This window comes from Methanofollis liminatans DSM 4140 (genome assembly GCF_000275865.1).
GTDB lineage: Archaea > Halobacteriota > Methanomicrobia > Methanomicrobiales > Methanofollaceae > Methanofollis > Methanofollis liminatans.
In genome coordinates this window covers 517,285-533,688 of record NZ_CM001555.1, presented here as the reverse complement: position 1 = coordinate 533,688, position 16,404 = coordinate 517,285, and the positions used below count along the sequence as shown (strand labels likewise).

The window sequence follows — 16,404 nt, the reverse complement described above, 5'->3', positions numbered from 1 at the left end:
CAGCACACTGGTGTCATCATGAAGATGGGAAGATACGCAGCAGCACTGGCTGCATGTATGGCAATATGCGCGCTCCTGCTCGCCGCAGGATGCACCACGACTGAGGAGGAGACGACGATCACGGTCTTTGCGGCCGGTTCCCTGAAGGGGTCCTTCACCGAGATTTCTACGGCGTATGAAGACGATCATCCGGGAACAGAGGTCGTCCTGAACATCGACGGCACCCAGGCCCTGCGGACCCAGGTGGAGCAGGGGGCCAGGGGCGACGTCTTTGTCTCGGCAAACCAGAAGCACATGGACGCCCTGATAGGAGAAGGGTTCATGGACAACGCAACGGTCGTCGACTTCGTGGAGAACAGGGTCACGGTCGCCCTTCCAGCATCGAATCCCGGAACGATCGCAGACCTCTCAGGCCTCACGAAGGCCGGGACAAAGGTGCTGATCGGAACGCCAGACGTCCCCATCGGCAGCTACGCCAGGGAGGTCCTGGAGAGCATGGCCGCCGATCCGGCATACGGGGAGGCGTACAGGGATGCGGTGCTGGCGAACGTCGTCTCCGAAGAGACGAACGTGAACAACATCATCGCAAAGCTCCTCATCGGTGAGGCGGACGCCGGGTTCACCTACACCTCAGACGTCGTCACCCCGGCATACGCCGACCAGCTGACCACCATTACCATCCCGGATGAGTACAATGTCGTCGCCAGGTACCCCATCGGAGCCCTCAGAGAATCGGCACACCCGGACACCGCAAACGAGTTCATCGCCTTCGTCCTCTCTGAGCAGGGCCGGGAGATCCTCGGGCGGTACGGCTTCGATCCGGTCTGAGGGGAGGAGACGGGCCGGGACGGCCTGCGCGGCCCTCGGCGCCTCCCTCCTTTTCGGGGGGTTCCTGCTCTTCGTCACGGTCCCGGTCGTCTCGCTCTTCCTGCGGATCTCGCCCGAGGCGTTCATCGCCTCCCTCGCCGACCCGGTCGTCACCGACGCCCTGGTCCTGAGTCTTGCGACGGCAGGCGCATCTGTCGGGATCGTCATGCTCTGCGGGACGCCGATCTCCTACATCAACGCACGGATCGCCTACCGGGGGCGGGGCATCATCGACACGCTCATCGACATTCCGGTGATCCTCCCGCCGGCCGTCGCGGGGCTTGCCCTGCTGATGGCCTTCGGACGCTACGGCGTACTCGGGAGTTACCTGAGCATATGCGGGATCGAGGTCGCCTACACCACGCTCGCCGTGGTGCTCGCCCAGGTCTTCGTCGCATCGCCGTTCTACATCAAACAGGCGCGTGCGAGCTTCGAAGCGGTCGACCGCAGCCTCGAGGACGCCGCCCGGACGCTCGGGGCATCGCCCGTGCGGACCTTCGCCAGGATCACGATGCCCCTCGCCGCGGGCGGGCTCGTGTCAGGGGCGGTGATGACGTTTGCCCGTGCCCTCAGCGAGTTCGGGGCGACGATCATGTTTGCAGGGAACATCCAGGGGCGGACCCAGACGATGCCCCTTGCGATCTACACCGCCATGCAGGGAGACCTCGACGCCTCCCTCGCCCTGGCGGTGATCCTGGTGATCATCTCGTTCGGCGTCATCACCGGGGTTCGATACGCAGTCAGGAGGTAATTATGCTCGTTGCAGTCATGGAAAAACACCTCAGAGACTATACCCTCGATCTCGAGATCGCCGTTGGCGATGGCGAGACGCTGGTCCTGATCGGGGAGAACGGCGCCGGAAAGTCCACGGTGCTCAACCTGGTCGCCGGCCTCCTCCACCCGGACGCGGGGAGCATCACCCTTTCGGGCAGGACGCTCTTCGACGACGGCACAAGGACCGTCCTCCCGCCGGAGGACCGGCGTATCGGCTACGTCCTCCAGAACTACGCACTCTTCCCGCACATGAGCGTGGCCGGGAACGTCGCCTTCGGCCTCCTCTCCCGGGGCGTCCCGAAGGGAGAGGCGCAGGAGCGGGCGGCAGGGATGCTCGGCCGGATGGGGATCGCCGCCCACGCGGACGATCCCCCGGGCGCCCTTTCCGGGGGGCAGCGGCAGCGGGTCGCCCTCGCGCGGGCGCTGGTGACCGACCCCGATCTCCTCCTCCTCGACGAACCCCTCGCGGCCCTCGACGTCAGGACGAAAAATGTGATGCGAAAGGAACTGCGGGCCTGCATCAGGGAGGCCGGGATACCAGCGGTCATCGTCACCCACGCCCTGCGGGACGCCCTCGAACTCGGCGACCGGATCGCCGTGATCGAGGAGGGGCGGATCACCGCCTCGGGCACCCCCGACGATATCCTGAGGCCGGGAGCGAACAGTTTCGTGGCGAATTTCTTCTGCAGTTGTGTGCACGGCGTGAGAGAAGGGGAGTCGCAGGGCTGAATAACACCCGGGGGCCGCGCATCCGGGGGGTCGCCCCCCCCGCGGCCGACCAGAAAGTTAATGGCCGCCGACGCCCGTTCCCCTCTGGGAAAGACCATGGCAACCATTGTCCATTTTGACCTGCCCGCCGAAGATCTCGAACGCGCGAAGACCTTCTATTCCAGCCTTTTTGGGTGGACGTTCGAACTGGCCCCGGGCTGGACGGATTTTTACCTTATCACCACCACCGCCGAAGACGGTTCGCCCGGTGTCGGCGGCGGGATGGGAAAGCGGGGGGCGCCGGACCAGAGGATCGCCAACTACATCGGGGTGCCGTCTGTCGACGCCTGTCTGGCCGACGTGACCCGCCTCGGCGGAAAGGTGGTGCTCCAGAAAACAGTCGTGCAGAAATTCGGGTACCTGGCCATATGCGAGGACACCGAGGGGAACACCTTCGGGCTCTGGGAGGAAGACGCCGGAGCGGAGTGATAAAAAAGGAGGCGAGCGTCAGAGCATCCGTTCCCTGATCCGACCGAACACCGCCTCGCCCACCTGCACGGTCGAGGCCGCACCCCCGAGGTCGGGCGTCCGCACCCCCGCAACAAGGGCGGCATCCACCGCCGCATCAACGGCTGCCGCCTCATCCGCGTAGCCGGAATGTGCAAGGAGCAGTGCCGCAGAACGGATCGCCGCCACCGGATTCGCGATCCCCCGCCCGGCAATATCTGGAGCAGAACCGTGCACCGGCTCGAAAAAGGCGTGTTTATCGCCGATGTTCGCCGACGGGAGCATGCCGAGACCGCCGACAAGATAGCCGGCGGCGTCCGAGAGGATGTCGCCGAAGATGTTCGTCGTCACGATCACCCCATAGCGGGCCGGGTGCACCAGCACGTCCAGGCAGAGGGCGTCGATGTATTTCTCCTCCCAGGCCACGCCCGCCGCCTCGGCCTCGTCGATCGCGCACCGGCGGAAGAGGACGTCTGACTTGATCACGTTCGCCTTCGTCCCGATCGTGAGGCGCCCCCCTCGAACGAGCCCGGCGGCAAAGCGTGCGATCCGCCGGCTCCCCCGCTCGGTGACCACCCGCAGGGTGCAGGCGCTTCCCGGCAGATTCCACTCGATCCCAGAATAGAGCCCTTCGGTGTTCTCCCGCACGATGGTGATATCGACGCCCGGCCCCCTCACCGGCCGCACATTCGCATAAAGGTCGAGATCGTGCCTGATCTGGAGGAGGACGCTCCGGTAATCCGGGTCGGGCGGGGTCGTCACGGCGCCGAAGAGGATCGCATCGGCTTCCGAGAGGGCGCGCATCTCCTCAGAACCGATGGCGGCGCCGCAGCGCTCCCAGCGGCCGTAACCGACCTCGACAGGGTAGTAGTCCCAGTCAGGGTGGAGGAGGCGGAGCACGCCCTCGGCCACCGGGACGACCTCGCGGCCGATCCCGTCACCCGGAACGATTGCGACCTTCATGCTCCCTCCATGCGGCAAGCGCTTCCCGCAGGATCCGGTCGATCGTGTGGGGGGAGGCGCCCCAGTGGACGACGCCGCCGAGTTTCCCGTTCCAGACGCCGACGCCCTCGCGGTCGGCCCGGCAGCACCGGGCGATGAAAGGTTCCTCGGCCACCTGCGTCAGGGGGCAGATCTCGTCGATCACCACGCCGGACCCGTAGTTTTCAGCGCAGAACTGCCGCGCCGTGAGGCATCCGGCCACCCGTTCGGTGCCCGCAAGGCGGTCGGTGTCCAGGGTCAGGTCGAACCCCCCGGCCCGGCAGGGATAGACCTCGGCGGCCGTATCCCTGATATCCCTGATATGGTACTCGAAGGCGATGCCGAGGTCGCCGAAGAGCCCGACCTCTTCGAGTTCCTCCAGGATGGCGGCGAGATGGGGCCGCGGCGGGATGATGTCGTAGACGTGCACGGTGAGGAGGTCCGCGGGCTCAGGATCGATCACGAAGATCCTGGACTCGTCGGGGCTCTGAAAGATCGTGCACCGGTGGCCCCCCTCCTTCGCAAGCCTGACCAGGAGAGCGCGGTCGTTGAAGTTCACCGGGTCTGGATAGAGGATCGTCTCGTCCGGGGTGGCCAGCACTTCCTCGCCGACGATCTCCCGCATCAGGTCTTTGCCATCGGCAAGGCGGACGGCAAGCACCTCGTAGCCGTCCACGGTCTGCCTGATCAGCCAGCGGGAAAGAAAATACACGCGGTTACCCAGGGGTCGGCCGTTCGCAAGCCCGATATATTTGCACTCTTCCGGAAAGATCATCGAGGTCCTCCGCACAGGAACGGTACAAGACCCCCTGCAGCAAGGATCGCACGCATACGCGGCGAAAGAGGGCTGACGGCCCGGCGGATACCGCCAGCCTCGATCCAGCCCTCTTCGAGATCGAACGTGACCTGATCGCCGTCCCTGCAGGGGATCTCGCACTCGAGCACAGGCAGTCCTATGTTGACGGCGTTGCGAAAAAAGATTCTGGCAAACGAAGGCGCCGCCACGGCGACGACCCCGGCGTCCCTGAGGGCGATGGCCGCCTGCTCGCGCGACGAGCCGCAGCCGAAATTGCCGCCCGCCACGATCACCGCCCCCGAGAGCCTCCCTGCAAGGGCGGGATCGAGGTCTTCAAGGGCGTGCGCCGCCCAGACCGATCGGTCCTTCGTCCGCAGGTAGCGCCCGGCGATGATCAGGTCGGTGTCGATGTCCCGGCCGAGACAGACAGCGCGCCCGGTGCCCCTCATAGAAATTCCTCCGGAGAGGTGATGGCGCCCACAAGCGCCGTTGCCGCCGCAGTCATGGGCGAGGCGAGATAGATCTCCCCGCCGACGCCCATCCGGTTCTTGAAGTTCCGGTTCGCCGTGGAGAGGCAGACCTCGCCCTCTCCAAGAACGCCCATATGGGCCCCGAGGCACGGGCCGCACCCGGGCGTCGCCACGGCGCACCCGGCGGCGACGAGGTCGGCAAGGACGCCGGTCGAGACCGCCTGCATCAGGACCGCACGGGAGGCCGGGACGACGACCGTCCGCACCGCCACCTGTTTTCCGCGCACGAGTGCGGCGAAGGCCGCAAGGTCCTCGTAGCGCCCGCCGGTGCAGGTGCCCAGGAAGACCTGGTCCACCGGCAGGCCCTCCTTCTCGGCCACCGGACAGACCGTGTCCACCCGCGGCGGCAGGGCCAGCAGGGGGACAACGTCCTCAAGGTCGATCGCGATCTCGTCCGGATATCCGCCGGCGTGCGGGACCTGCGGTTCTGCTGCAATGCCGAAACCTGCGAGGTAATCGCGGGTCGTCCGGTCGGCATAGAAGATCCCGGCCTTCGCCCCGGTCTCCACCGCCATATTGCAGAGGGTCAGGCGGTCGGCCATCGAGAGAGACGCCGCCCCATCCCCGACGAACTCGAGGGCGCGGTAGGTCGCCCCGTCCATGCCGAGGGCGCCGACATAGGCGAGAGCGACGTCTTTTGCCGATGCCGCACCGGAAAGGGTGCCTTCCAGGAAGATCCCGGTCGTCTCAGGCACCCTGAACCAGGTGCCGCCGGTCGCCCAGATGCCGGCCATGTCGGTCGCCCCGACCCCGGTGGCAAACGCCCCGAAGGCGCCGAGGGTGCACGAGTGCGAATCGGCCCCGACGATCACCTCGCCGGGGAGGGCGCGGCCTTCGGCCATCACCTGATGGCAGACGCCGGCACCGACCTCGAAGAAGTGCATCCCGGTCATGGCGGCGAACTCCCGCATCTCCTGCTGGAGATCGGCGGTCGTCGAGGTGTTCGCCGGGACGATGTGGTCGAAGATCAGGTAGCGCCGGTCCGGGTCGGTAAAGACGCCCGACCCGATCTCGGTCCAGGCGGCGCGGGCGAGCAGCCCGGTGCCGTCATGGACATAGGCGCGGTCGACGGTCCGGTCCACGTAGGCGCCGGCTCCGGCACCCAGGATCCGCTCTGATAGGGTGCTCACTGTCTGCCCCCCTCTCTGGCCGCACAGAGGATCTCATGGAGGAGTTCAGAGGTCACCGCGCACTTCGCCTCGCTCCGCCTCTTCACCTCGGCGAGCACCCAGGTGATCTCGTCCTCGGCAAGGTCGTAGCCGAGCGAGGCGGCCACGTGCCTGACGGCATGCCTGCCCGTGTGCTTGCCCAGGATGAACGTGCGCTCGCAGCCGACAAGGGCGGGCTTCACGTATTCATAGGTCTCCGGGTCCTTCAGGATCGCCGCGATATGGATGCCGCTCTCGTGCGAGAAGGCGTGCGCCCCGACGATCGCCTTGTTTCTGGCGACCGGCATACCGGCGGCCTTCGCCACCGTTTCCGAGAGTTTGTGCAGGAGCGAGAGGTCGTAGCGGCTGATGCCCCCCTTCATGGAGAGCAGAACCAGCACCTCTTCGAGGGCGGCGTTTCCTGCCCGCTCCCCGATCCCGTTCACGGTGGTGTGGAGCTGGAAGGCCCCGGACGCCGCCGCCGTGATCGTGTTCGCCGTGGCGCACCCCATATCGTCATGGCAGTGGATGCAGAGCGGGACCGAAACCGACGGGATGATCTCCTCCACGGCGGCCCTGATCTCGACCGGCATCAGGCAGCCGACGGTATCGGTGAAGGTAACCAGGTCGGCGCCGTGCGAGACCGCCTCCCGGTACGCCCTGAGGAGGAAGAACGGATCGGTCCGGGAGGCGTCCTCGGCCCCGAACCTGACCTCGACACCGTGGTCGTGGGCGTACTCGACCATCGCCATCGCCTCCATCAGCACCTCATCCCGAGGCCTTGCGTACTTGTGCCTGATATGGAGGTCCGAGGTCGGCAGGAAGACCGAGACCATATCCACCCCGCAGTCGAGGGCAGCGTCGATGTCCTCCTTCTTCGCACGGGACAGGGCGCAGATCCGGGCGTCGAGCCCCATGCGGCATATCGCCTTTACGGCCTCCTGTTCGCTCGAAGAGACCGCAGGAAACCCGCCTTCGATCACCTCGAGGCCGATGCCGTCGAGCAGCCCGGCGATCTCCATCTTCTCTTCGCAGGTGAACGAAACGCCGGGCGTCTGTTCACCGTCACGCAGCGTGACATCGCAGATCTCAACATTCCACATGTTCATGGCTCTCTCCGCCGGGGCATATGCCCCGCACGATGATAGTTACCGGTCTGTTCGCTGGCAGGATCAGCCGCCTGAGCGCCGCAGTGTCAGCGGCGTCGCAGACGACGGGGCCGGCCCACCCGATATAGCGCAGGACGTCGGGCACCTCATGGCCCCCGACCATTCCCATCCGGTTGTTCGCAAGGACGATACAGAGGAGCGGCGCCCCCTTCTCGTACACGTCGATGAGGGCGTTGATCCCCGAGTGGATGAGGGCATAGTCCCCGATCAGGGCCACGCCCGTACTCCTCGCCCCGACCCCAACGGCAGAACCGAGGCCGTAGGAGGCGACGCCGATCCCGTACGGCGGGTTCATGGCGAGGAGCGAACACCCGGCGTCGCAGGCCGGACGAAGATCCCGCTCCGCGAGCAGGGTGAAAAGGGCGTGATACGGACAGTGAGGACAGAGGCCCCGGGAAAACCCGCGGGCGGCGAAGCGTTCGGGCTCACCCTCCGGCGCCTCGACTGCGGGGAGCACCACCCGCACCCCGGGCAGATGGGGCGGAACCGCTGCGGCCGCCGCCGCTCGCGCCCGCTCCCACCGTCCCCGCATCGTGAGGGACCGGGGAGCAAGAGCGCCCGGCGTCCTGGGTGGCACAAGGGGTTCCGGACCGACAGGTGCTTCGAGGATATCAGGCGTCACCCTGAGGACCGCCACCCGCGAGAGACGCTCGGAGAGGGCGAAAGCCGCCCCCACCGATGCAAAGACGTCGGTTTCGGGCTCGATCACCGGCACCATGGCGAGAGGGCCGAAGTAGCTGGAGTCCTCCGCCGCCTGCGAGGCGCGGCAGAGGGGATCGTCCCCGGCCACCACCACGACGCCGGCGATGAGCCCCTGCGCCGTCGCCTGCACCAGGGGATCGGCGAGGAGGTTCATGCCGACGTTTTTCACGATCACCGCCGCCCGCCGCCCGGCAAGCGAATCGCCGAGGGCGTACTCGAGGGCGACCTTCTCGTTGACGCAGACCTCGGCGTCGGCCGCTCTGGCGACATCGGTCACCGGATAGCCGGGCACCGTGTAGATCTGGTCGGCAACCAGGCGCAGGGCCGCTGCAAGCGCTTCCCCCCCGTCCATCCTCAGTCCCTCCCGGGTATCAGGTCGCAGCCCGTGCAGGCGGCGCACATCGTCCTGGCCTGCACAGCATCGAGCCCGGCCGCCGCCATCTCCCGTGCGGCGACGGCGTGCAGTCTGAGCAGCCGGGAGGCGTCAGGGCGGCGATAGTGCGAGAGCCCTGCAGCGGGAGTAAGGGGGCGCAGGATCGGGATCACGCCCAGGCGGCAGAGTTGCCTGATCGCCTCCTCCATCTCGTCGTCGCTCTCGCCGAGGCCGACGATGATGTTGCTCTGGACATGATTTTTACCGAAGAGCCGCACCGACGCTGCAAGCACCTCCCAGAGCAGGTTCCAGTCCTGCCCGGGACACATCTCGGCGAAGATCCCGGGGGTTGCTGCCTCGATATTGAACTTCACCTCGGCAACGCCGGCTTCCCAGAGCAGGCGGGGGGTGTTCCTGGTCGGGTAGATCGAGACCCCGATGGGAAGGTCGAAGGGAGCGAGCGCCCGCACCACTTCCAGCGCCCGCCGCTCCTCCTCCTCGACACTGCCGGCGACGCCCGAGGTGATCGAAACGGCGTCGATCCGGTTCAGGACCGAGCGCACCAGGGCGACAACCTCGGCCGTCGTCTTCGTCCGGCCGCCGCTTCCCGGCACCGCACAGTAGCGGCACGAGAAGATGCACCGCTCAGAGAGGGTGATGTACGCCTGGCGCGGGCAGTGGAGGCCAGGCGCTTCGAGCACCCCTCTGACCATCTCGCCCCTGAACGGGATCACGGCATTCCCCTTCCCCTCATGGATGAGGGTGAGGGAGGCCTCCGGGTCGACGGCAAGGCGGATCCGCCGCCCATCGACCGAGAAGAAGACCGCCCCCTTCCCCCCGGCGCCGGGCCCGGCGGTGGACGATGCCAGGTACGCTCCCGCAGGGACGCCCACCATCTTTACCCGCCCCTCTGCGAGGAGTGCGGCCTTCAGGTTCAGCCAGTCCATAGGGCGAGCGCCTCCTCGAAGTCGGTATAGAAGGGAATCGCCGCCACCGCCCCGATCAGGCCGCGGCCGTCCATCACGACCCTCACATGCCCTGAAACGGCATCGAGGTCGGCGCGGGAGACCTGCCCGCGTTTCACCGCCTCGCCGTACGCCCGCAGGGGCGACGGGTCGAAGCCGATGTGGACGGCCATCCCGGTCTCCTCGGAGAGGGTGTGCCGCCGGAGCAGATCGGCAAACCTCCCGACAAGCCCGTCGGGATCGGTGGAAGCGAACTCCACCGCACAGGCGACGCAGTTCTTCGTCCTGAACGGCACCGGGAAGAGCTGGACGATCGTATGCGAGAGATAGACCGAGGCATCGTCGGCCACGGCCTTTGCGATGTTGTGAACGAGCGTCCAGGTGGCCCCGGCCTCCGGGGTGTCGGTATCATCGACCCCGATGATCACCCGCTCCCTGCGGGGGAGGCGGATCGTCGATCCCGCCACTTTTCCCCCGCCCGACTCGTCGCAGTCGGCGCCAATCACCCCGCCGGCGCGGGCCCGGCATGCCGCCGCACCCACGCCGCCGCCGCCCATCCCCAGGTAGGCGACGGCAATCTCGTCCCCGTCCACGGAGGCGCCGGCGATGCCCGCGGGAAACCGGGAACCTTCGAGGTCCAGAGGCGCCGCACCGGCCCTGAGCACATAGCGGGTCGTCCCCCCGACGCTGCGGGCCGAGGCCACGATCGGGCTCTGCGCATAGTGGCGGCGCACCCACTGCGCCCCGCCGATGCACTCGTAGAACTCCACCACCTCGATTCTGTCGCCGCCGGGATCGGCGATCCCGACGATCAGGGGGTACGAGACCACATAGGGATCAGGCAGCCCCTCAGATCCCGCCGTCAGGTCTCTCTCCATATAGCCCCGCCGCTTCCACACCGCAATTTCCCCAGAGAACCGCACCAAAGGCACCGATACGCCCCTTGCTCCGCGCCGAATCGATGAACGTGACACCGATCCTCTCTGCCTCGGCCTCGACCTCCTCCCTCTCCAGGATCTCGGTCTTGATCTTCCGGGCGTACTCTGACTGCGGGACGTCGATGCCCCGGTAATACGCAATCCCGGTGTCGCCCGAGACGGCGTTTTTCTCGATGTAGTCCTTCACGAACGCCAGGAGTTCGTCGACCGCTCCCGGGCGTACAGCAAAATTCAGCACTGATCCGACGCAGTTCGTCGTCTTCTTCGGCACTGCCGGGTTGAGCTGCACAAGCCGCATATTAAGGTACTCGGCACCGGCCACCCTGCACGCCTCGGCGCACTTCAGGGCAAGCACCCAGGTCGCCCCGTCCTCCTTCGTGTCGGTGTCGTCGATCCCGATCGTCACCTTCTCATAGACCGGCGAGACGATCCGCACGCGGCAGACGCGGGCGCCGCCGATACGGAGGTCGTCCTCGGTCGGGTACTCGGCGCGGATCACGCCCGGGGCCTGCGGGAGGCAGGCGGCGACGCCGACCCCGGCGCCCGCAATGCCGGCCCAGGTGGTCACGACCTCGTCGCCCTGCACCTCCACGCCCTCAAGGGCCTGCCCGCCGATCTCCTTGCCCGCTGCACCGAAATGTGCGTCCTCGCGGCCGAGACGTGCACGCATCGTCATGGAGGAACCCTGCACCCCGGCGGAGGCGAGCACACCGCCGGCACGCCGCCGGTTCATCATGTCCCACTCGATGGTGCCGCGGTGCCGACAGGTCTCCAGGATCTCGGCCATTCCGGCCTGTTCGTCTACCATGACAATAAATTTCTGCGCGAACAGCGGCCCGAACCGGGCCTTTACATCCTCTGGCGTGAGCGTGATCATGTGATACACCGAAAATTTCGTTGACGAAATGGTCGGCGTCATCCGGGATAAAAGGATCGTCACAAAATCAGATGATCGCATCCCTCGGGTCGGTCCCGGGCATACCGTTTTTCCGACCGCCCCGGCACCGCCATGCCGAACCACTCACGCGAAGACTCAAACGCCTGAAATGTTTTCCGCATCTTCGCAGCCCATCGTGTGAAACAGTCCCATGATCCCGATCGACCTGAGCGGAAGAGAGCGAAGGTGTCGGGGATACCCCACACAAAAGCGAAGAGTCCGATGATGGGCTTTGTAGAAATCATCACTTTTCCGGATGCGAGCGTGATTCATTCGCTTTCTCTCATCTTCGCGCCGGGGGTTCTTACCCCCGGACCCCCGCGTGCGATTGTCCAGGATAGGGGAGGAGAGTCCGAGCGGAGCATCTCTCGATGAAAAATGATGGATGGACATGCCGGCGAGGTTGTCCATCCCTGCCCCTATCGCAACCGGCGGGGGGACCGGGGGGCGGCCGGCCCCCCGGCAGAGGCTGCTCGATTTCCCGTACCCGCACACAACGCCCGCCCCGCGCCGGAGGTTCTTACCCCCGGACCCCACAAACGATTGCCCCGGACATGAGGGAATGGGAGGAGCGATGCATCTGGCGATGAAAAAATCCAGAGGATCAAGGCTGGCGTGGCTTTCCCGTCCCCGCCCCAATCGCAGTTTTGCGGGACACCGATCCCGCATCTGCTCTCGGAAACTGCCGGGCGAACGGCTTCGTCCAGACCATTCCGTAGCCTGGTTCCACGATAAAGGGAAGATCCATCATACCCTCACCAAAGCACCTTCAAGCGATCTCGATTGTTGTTGGAGGGGAGGTTTTCAAAAAAGCCTGATAATGGAAAAAAGAATTAGAAGAGGTCGGCCAGGTTGAACTTGAAGGGGCCGAGATTGCCGCCGAAGTTGCCGGCGCTGATGAAGACGACGCCGGGCACCATGCATGCCGCCCTGACGCCCTCGGCCATCGCTTCCTTCACGCAGTCCTCGTCGAGGCCGTCGATGACGATCTCGTAGATCGCCTTGACGCCCTCGGGCACCTTCGTGTCCTCGACCTTCTCACGCAGCGTCGGGCAGTACTTCTCATTGGTGGAGGCAGGCATGAACTTGTACTTCTTGCTCCCGACCTTCGAGCCAGAGGCGACGATGCCGCCCGGGAACGAGGTGATGACGCCGCCGACACCGGCGATCGCATCGACTGCCGCCTGGGCGCCCATGAGCGCCGCCATCTGGTTCTCGCCCATCACAAAGAAGTTCCCGCCGGCAACGCCCTTGACGATGCCGAAGTCCTCTTCGCCGACGTACTCGCCGTTCATGATCGGGATCGCCCAGCACTTCCGGCCGCCGACCTCTTTCTGGTACTCGTAGCCGTCGCCGAAGAAGTGGAGCTTCACCGCGATCCGCTCCTCGGCCTCGGGCAGACCGTCGAAGACCGCCGTGGTCGGGGCGGTGAGGACGCACTCAGCAAGACGCTCGACGACCTGCTCTTTCAGCTTCTTCTTTCCCGCGCAGATCAGAATCGCAACGCCCGGGCGGCCGTCAGGGGTCTCGTCGCCCGAGAGGAATCCCTCGATGCCGGCCTCGCAGGGGCATCCGATCGCCGAGGTCGCAAACCCGGTCGCCTCGTTCGCAGCCCTGTACGCCCAGTCCTCGGTCACAGCGGTGATGATAATCCTGGAAACCCACGTCGGGAACGCTTCAGCATACTCATCGTCGATGGTCACACCATTATATTCCATTTTGTGCACCTCATGTGCAAAGGTGCCGGACGCTGCCGTACACCATGTACACTGATAGAGTGTGCATCAGGGGAGCAGAAGAAGATTTCTAATTCTCACCCGGCCAGCCCCGGCGATCTGACTGCCCGGTGGAAAAAGCCCGGTTTCACCCCAAACCCACAACGCAGGAGTTCCCGGAGGGCAGGCCGGACAGGCATTTAATAACACCCCCCGATTAACATAGTATCATTGATCAACCGCCGAAAATGGGTTTTTTCCGGCCATGTTCATTCAGAAAGTTTATCTATATTATTTGACAACTCTTTCTTAATCGATTTTTAATCGAGATAGCTGGTGCGTGAAACCATGGCATTTGCAGTGCATGTAAACATGGAGCGGTGTACCGGTTGTAACAATTGTGTGGTCGCGTGCCCGGTAGACGCACTTGAGCTCAGCACGGTGGATCCTGTCACAACAGACAAGATCTACAAGGTGATGAACGGCAAGGCAATGGTCCTTGACGTTGACCACGAGCTCTGCGCCGGATGTGGCGTGTGTGTCGAGGCGTGTCCATACAACGTGATACGACTGGTCGTTGGACCAATGCAGTCCGGGCCAGGTGCCCAGACACAAGGTTAAAAGGAGTGAGGGTAATTCATGGCGATATTTCCAAAATTCTCCAAGAAGAGAGATGGTGTAAACATCATCAATGAGCAGAGACTTCTCCAGCAGGTCAACCACCTGGTTCTGGATACCCAGCGGTGCACAGGCTGCGGTATCTGCGCGGAGTCCTGCCCTGAGGATGCAATTGCGATCAGCATGGTCGGTGCGACCAAGAGAAAGAGTGCAATCGACTACGCAACCCCGGTGAACATTGACGAGGTCAAGTGTTCGTACTGTGGTGTCTGCGTTGTGATGTGCCCCTTCAACGCCCTGACCCTCAAGATCGATGGTGAAGAGCGCCTTCCGATTGTTGAAAAGGAAGGTTTCCCCGAATACGACATGGTCACCAAGATCGACGATGAGAAGTGCGTCAGGTGTACCATATGCGAGGACGTCTGCCCCCGTGACGCAATCGACCGGGATGTGCCCGCGTTCGAAGGCGGCAGCGAGGACGGCCGCGACCGGCAGACCGCACTGACGGCAAAGACGACCTTCGAGGTCGATGACGAGAAGTGCACGGTCTGTGGTATCTGTGGCGACCTCTGCCCGGCGATCACGGTCAAGCGCAAGGCGTTCACCGCTGAGAACGGCAAGGTCGACGGCGAAGTCCTCTGGGAGGAGAGCCTCTGCGATGCCTGTAAGGTCTGCGTAGAAGCCTGTCCCGAAGAGGCGATCACAGTCAACCGCGAGGTCTCGTCGAACAAGCTCCCCGGCAAGGTCGAGATCATCGAGGACGACTGCTGCACCTGCCGCTGGTGCGCGATCAACTGCCCGACCGAAGCGATCACCGTCGAGAAGATCTTCGAAGGCGAGATCGAGTTCCACGCGGAGAAGTGCCCAGGCGGCTGCTCCACCTGTGTGGAGATCTGTCCGGCCAACGCGATCTACCTCCCGTCCGCCGAGCCCGCAGCCCAGATGAAGGGCCAGAAGGAGGCAAACATCGCCGTCAACAAGGATTTCTGTATCCTCTGCGGCGCGTGTGTCAATGCCTGCCCTGGTGAAGATATCATCGTCCTGAGGCGGACCGGCATCAGGATCAAAGGCAAGGAGACCGACCTGTTCAAGCGGATCAAGGACAAACTCCTGACTCCGAGAACCTCGAAGGTCAAGGAAGGCGTAGCACCTGGCGAAGTGGAACTCAAGGCCCTCGATAACGCGTGAGGTAGTGACATGGCAAAAGGATATAATGACCCTGCAATGGAAAAGAAATTCCAGGACAGGTATTACCACGCTGCGGACAACCCCGAATTCACCAAGGAAGTCGAGCGGATTGGCCGCACAATGGCACACATGTGCTACCAGTGCGGGACCTGCACCGGTTCCTGCCCCTCGGCCCCCCGTTCGAGCTACCGGATCAGGAAGTTCGTCCGCCGTGCGGTGATGGGACTGGAGAGAGAAGCGCTGACCGACCCGGACCTCTGGCTCTGCACCACCTGCTACAGCTGCACCGACCGCTGCCCGCGCGGCATTGCCCCGACCGACATCATCATGGCGATGCGCAACCTGGCCTTCAAGTGGGATATCGTCCCGAGGAACTTCCTCAAGACGATCCAGCTCATCTACACCACCGGCCACGGCGTCCCGAACAACGATGTGAACCGTGCGGCACGCGTGAAGCTCGGCCTCGATGCCGAGCCTGAAACGACCCACAAGTACCCCGAGTTCCTGCCGGGCATCCAGAAGATCATGGACCACTACAAGATGAAAGAGAACGCAGACAGAATCCTCTCAGAGGGTGAGCACTAATGCACAACGGTATGCACGAGTATGCGTTTTTCCTCGGATGCATCGCACCGAACCGGTACCCCGGCTGTGAGGCCGCCGCCATCAAGACGAGCAGAAACGTCGGCATCGAGCTCCTCCCGCTGAAGGGCGCAAGCTGCTGCCCGGCGCCGGGCGCATTCGGCGCTGTCGATCTCAGTGTCTGGTATGCGATGGCCGCCAGGAACATCATCCTCGCCGAGGAGATGGGCAAAGACATCGCCCTGATCTGCAACGGCTGCTACAAGTCGATCTACGAGGTCAACGAGCGGCTGAAAGAGCACGACGACCTCCGCGACCAGGTCAACGAAGTGCTCGCCGAAGTTGACATGGAGTTCAAGGGCACCATCGACGTCTATCACCTGGCCGAGCTCTACTACGACCCGAAGATCTGCGGTGTCGAGAAGATCCGCGAGTCGGTCGTCCGCCCGCTTGACGGCACGAAGATCGCCGTCCACTACGGCTGCCACCTCCTCAAGCCCATCAAAGAGCGCCGGTTCACCGACGCCGAGAACCCGATGTGGATCGAAGAACTCGTCGACGCCCTCGGCGCAGAGTCCGTCCAGTACCGCAACAAGATGCAGTGCTGCGGTGCAGGCGGCGGTGTCCGCGGTTTCGACCTTGCCCACTCGCTGGACATCACCAACGAGAAGCTGATCAACGTCACTGAAGCAGGCGCGGACGCCATCACCGAAGTCTGCCCGTTCTGCCAGCTCCAGTACGACCGCGGTCAGATCGAGATCAAGGAGAAGTTCGGGATCGAATGGAACATTCCGGTTCTTCACTACAACGAACTGCTGGGCCTTGCCCAGGGCATGAGCCCCCAGGAGCTTGCACTCGACCTCCACGGCATCGACTGCAAACCGTTCCTGGACAAGATCCTGTAAG

At 64.4% G+C, this 16,404-nt stretch carries 18 protein-coding genes; 8 read left to right on the top strand and 10 right to left on the bottom strand.

Going from position 1 to position 16,404, the window contains the following annotated elements:
- Window positions 1-57 precede the first annotated feature (57 nt).
- The 4 genes from modA to METLI_RS02560 all read left to right on the top strand — a co-directional run bounded on the left by modA (window position 58) and on the right by METLI_RS02560 (window position 2,838).
- Window positions 58-828: a molybdate ABC transporter substrate-binding protein gene (modA, locus tag METLI_RS02575; RefSeq protein WP_004037771.1), complete on the top strand. Its 771-nt coding sequence runs from the start codon at window positions 58-60 to the stop codon at window positions 826-828.
- On the top strand, window positions 818-1,618 hold the full coding sequence (locus tag METLI_RS02570; protein ID WP_004037770.1) for an ABC transporter permease: 801 nt from the start codon (window positions 818-820) through the stop codon (window positions 1,616-1,618). Before modA ends, METLI_RS02570 begins: the two co-directional genes overlap by 11 nt.
- Before the next feature lie 2 nt (window positions 1,619-1,620).
- Window positions 1,621-2,370: an ABC transporter ATP-binding protein gene (locus tag METLI_RS02565; protein WP_004037769.1), complete on the top strand. Its 750-nt coding sequence runs from the start codon at window positions 1,621-1,623 to the stop codon at window positions 2,368-2,370.
- Window positions 2,371-2,466: 96 nt separating this feature from the next.
- The gene (locus METLI_RS02560) at window positions 2,467-2,838 is read left to right on the top strand and encodes a VOC family protein (protein WP_048103992.1); all 372 of its coding nucleotides are present in this window, start codon (window positions 2,467-2,469) and stop codon (window positions 2,836-2,838) included.
- An 18-nt stretch (window positions 2,839-2,856) separates the two neighbouring features.
- Here the strand turns inward: METLI_RS02560 and METLI_RS02555 are convergent, their stop codons facing one another.
- The 10 genes from METLI_RS02555 to fhcD all read right to left on the bottom strand — a co-directional run bounded on the left by METLI_RS02555 (window position 2,857) and on the right by fhcD (window position 13,113).
- Window positions 2,857-3,819, bottom strand: a complete 963-nt coding sequence (locus METLI_RS02555; RefSeq protein ID WP_004037767.1) for an isocitrate/isopropylmalate dehydrogenase family protein — start codon at window positions 3,817-3,819, stop codon at window positions 2,857-2,859.
- A complete protein-coding gene (locus METLI_RS02550; protein ID WP_004037766.1) occupies window positions 3,794-4,612 on the bottom strand; it encodes a DUF7714 family protein in 819 nt (272 codons plus the stop codon). The genes METLI_RS02555 and METLI_RS02550 overlap by 26 nt, the downstream gene beginning before the upstream one ends.
- A complete protein-coding gene (locus METLI_RS02545) occupies window positions 4,609-5,082 on the bottom strand; it encodes a LeuD/DmdB family oxidoreductase small subunit (protein WP_004037765.1) in 474 nt (157 codons plus the stop codon). Before METLI_RS02545 ends, METLI_RS02550 begins: the two co-directional genes overlap by 4 nt.
- Window positions 5,079-6,293, bottom strand: a complete 1,215-nt coding sequence (locus METLI_RS02540) for a 3-isopropylmalate dehydratase/homoaconitate hydratase family large subunit (protein ID WP_004037764.1) — start codon at window positions 6,291-6,293, stop codon at window positions 5,079-5,081. The genes METLI_RS02545 and METLI_RS02540 overlap by 4 nt, the downstream gene beginning before the upstream one ends.
- On the bottom strand, window positions 6,290-7,420 hold the full coding sequence (locus METLI_RS02535; RefSeq protein WP_004037763.1) for a homocitrate synthase family protein: 1,131 nt from the start codon (window positions 7,418-7,420) through the stop codon (window positions 6,290-6,292). The genes METLI_RS02540 and METLI_RS02535 overlap by 4 nt, the downstream gene beginning before the upstream one ends.
- Window positions 7,401-8,534: a thiamine pyrophosphate-dependent enzyme gene (locus METLI_RS02530; RefSeq protein ID WP_004037762.1), complete on the bottom strand. Its 1,134-nt coding sequence runs from the start codon at window positions 8,532-8,534 to the stop codon at window positions 7,401-7,403. Before METLI_RS02530 ends, METLI_RS02535 begins: the two co-directional genes overlap by 20 nt.
- Before the next feature lie 2 nt (window positions 8,535-8,536).
- A complete protein-coding gene (locus METLI_RS02525) occupies window positions 8,537-9,502 on the bottom strand; it encodes a radical SAM protein (protein ID WP_004037761.1) in 966 nt (321 codons plus the stop codon).
- Window positions 9,490-10,398, bottom strand: a complete 909-nt coding sequence (mmp11, locus tag METLI_RS02520) for a methanogenesis marker protein 11 (protein WP_004037760.1) — start codon at window positions 10,396-10,398, stop codon at window positions 9,490-9,492. The genes METLI_RS02525 and mmp11 overlap by 13 nt, the downstream gene beginning before the upstream one ends.
- Entirely contained in the window at window positions 10,370-11,335 is a 966-nt protein-coding gene (locus METLI_RS02515; RefSeq protein WP_048103990.1) for a DUF1743 domain-containing protein, read from the bottom strand. Before METLI_RS02515 ends, mmp11 begins: the two co-directional genes overlap by 29 nt.
- 893 nt (window positions 11,336-12,228) lie before the next feature.
- Entirely contained in the window at window positions 12,229-13,113 is an 885-nt protein-coding gene (fhcD, locus tag METLI_RS02510; RefSeq protein ID WP_004037757.1) for a formylmethanofuran--tetrahydromethanopterin N-formyltransferase, read from the bottom strand.
- A 345-nt stretch (window positions 13,114-13,458) separates the two neighbouring features.
- On the opposite strand from fhcD, the gene METLI_RS02505 reads away from it, so the two are divergent.
- From METLI_RS02505 to hdrB, 4 genes are read left to right on the top strand one after another with little or no spacing between them, the layout of a single operon-like run.
- Window positions 13,459-13,731, top strand: coding sequence for a 4Fe-4S binding protein (locus METLI_RS02505; protein WP_004037756.1), 273 nt, complete (start codon window positions 13,459-13,461; stop codon window positions 13,729-13,731).
- Window positions 13,732-13,749: 18 nt separating this feature from the next.
- Window positions 13,750-14,916 carry a 4Fe-4S binding protein gene (locus METLI_RS02500; RefSeq protein WP_004037755.1) on the top strand — a complete coding sequence of 389 codons (1,167 nt, stop codon included), beginning with the start codon at window positions 13,750-13,752 and terminating at the stop codon, window positions 14,914-14,916.
- 9 nt (window positions 14,917-14,925) lie between these two features.
- Entirely contained in the window at window positions 14,926-15,501 is a 576-nt protein-coding gene (hdrC, locus tag METLI_RS02495) for a CoB--CoM heterodisulfide reductase subunit C (protein WP_004037754.1), read from the top strand.
- Window positions 15,501-16,403, top strand: a complete 903-nt coding sequence (hdrB, locus tag METLI_RS02490) for a CoB--CoM heterodisulfide reductase subunit B (protein WP_004037753.1) — start codon at window positions 15,501-15,503, stop codon at window positions 16,401-16,403. Before hdrC ends, hdrB begins: the two co-directional genes overlap by 1 nt.
- Window position 16,404: the final 1 nt, after the last annotated feature.

What these genes read in the sequence shown, in the direction of transcription:
- modA (WP_004037771.1), top strand. Translation starts at nt 58, where the DNA reads ATGGCAATATGCGCGCTCCTGCTCGCCGCAGGATGCACCACGACTGAG.
- METLI_RS02565 (WP_004037769.1), top strand. Translation starts at nt 1,621, where the DNA reads ATGCTCGTTGCAGTCATGGAAAAACACCTCAGAGACTATACCCTCGAT.
- METLI_RS02560 (WP_048103992.1), top strand. Translation starts at nt 2,467, where the DNA reads ATGGCAACCATTGTCCATTTTGACCTGCCCGCCGAAGATCTCGAACGC.
- METLI_RS02555 (WP_004037767.1), bottom strand. Translation starts at nt 3,819, where the DNA reads ATGAAGGTCGCAATCGTTCCGGGTGACGGGATCGGCCGCGAGGTCGTC.
- METLI_RS02550 (WP_004037766.1), bottom strand. Translation starts at nt 4,612, where the DNA reads ATGATCTTTCCGGAAGAGTGCAAATATATCGGGCTTGCGAACGGCCGA.
- METLI_RS02545 (WP_004037765.1), bottom strand. Translation starts at nt 5,082, where the DNA reads ATGAGGGGCACCGGGCGCGCTGTCTGTCTCGGCCGGGACATCGACACC.
- METLI_RS02535 (WP_004037763.1), bottom strand. Translation starts at nt 7,420, where the DNA reads ATGAACATGTGGAATGTTGAGATCTGCGATGTCACGCTGCGTGACGGT.
- METLI_RS02530 (WP_004037762.1), bottom strand. Translation starts at nt 8,534, where the DNA reads ATGGACGGGGGGGAAGCGCTTGCAGCGGCCCTGCGCCTGGTTGCCGAC.
- METLI_RS02525 (WP_004037761.1), bottom strand. Translation starts at nt 9,502, where the DNA reads ATGGACTGGCTGAACCTGAAGGCCGCACTCCTCGCAGAGGGGCGGGTA.
- mmp11 (WP_004037760.1), bottom strand. Translation starts at nt 10,398, where the DNA reads ATGGAGAGAGACCTGACGGCGGGATCTGAGGGGCTGCCTGATCCCTAT.
- METLI_RS02515 (WP_048103990.1), bottom strand. Translation starts at nt 11,335, where the DNA reads ATGATCACGCTCACGCCAGAGGATGTAAAGGCCCGGTTCGGGCCGCTG.
- fhcD (WP_004037757.1), bottom strand. Translation starts at nt 13,113, where the DNA reads ATGGAATATAATGGTGTGACCATCGACGATGAGTATGCTGAAGCGTTC.
- METLI_RS02505 (WP_004037756.1), top strand. Translation starts at nt 13,459, where the DNA reads ATGGCATTTGCAGTGCATGTAAACATGGAGCGGTGTACCGGTTGTAAC.
- METLI_RS02500 (WP_004037755.1), top strand. Translation starts at nt 13,750, where the DNA reads ATGGCGATATTTCCAAAATTCTCCAAGAAGAGAGATGGTGTAAACATC.
- hdrC (WP_004037754.1), top strand. Translation starts at nt 14,926, where the DNA reads ATGGCAAAAGGATATAATGACCCTGCAATGGAAAAGAAATTCCAGGAC.
- hdrB (WP_004037753.1), top strand. Translation starts at nt 15,501, where the DNA reads ATGCACAACGGTATGCACGAGTATGCGTTTTTCCTCGGATGCATCGCA.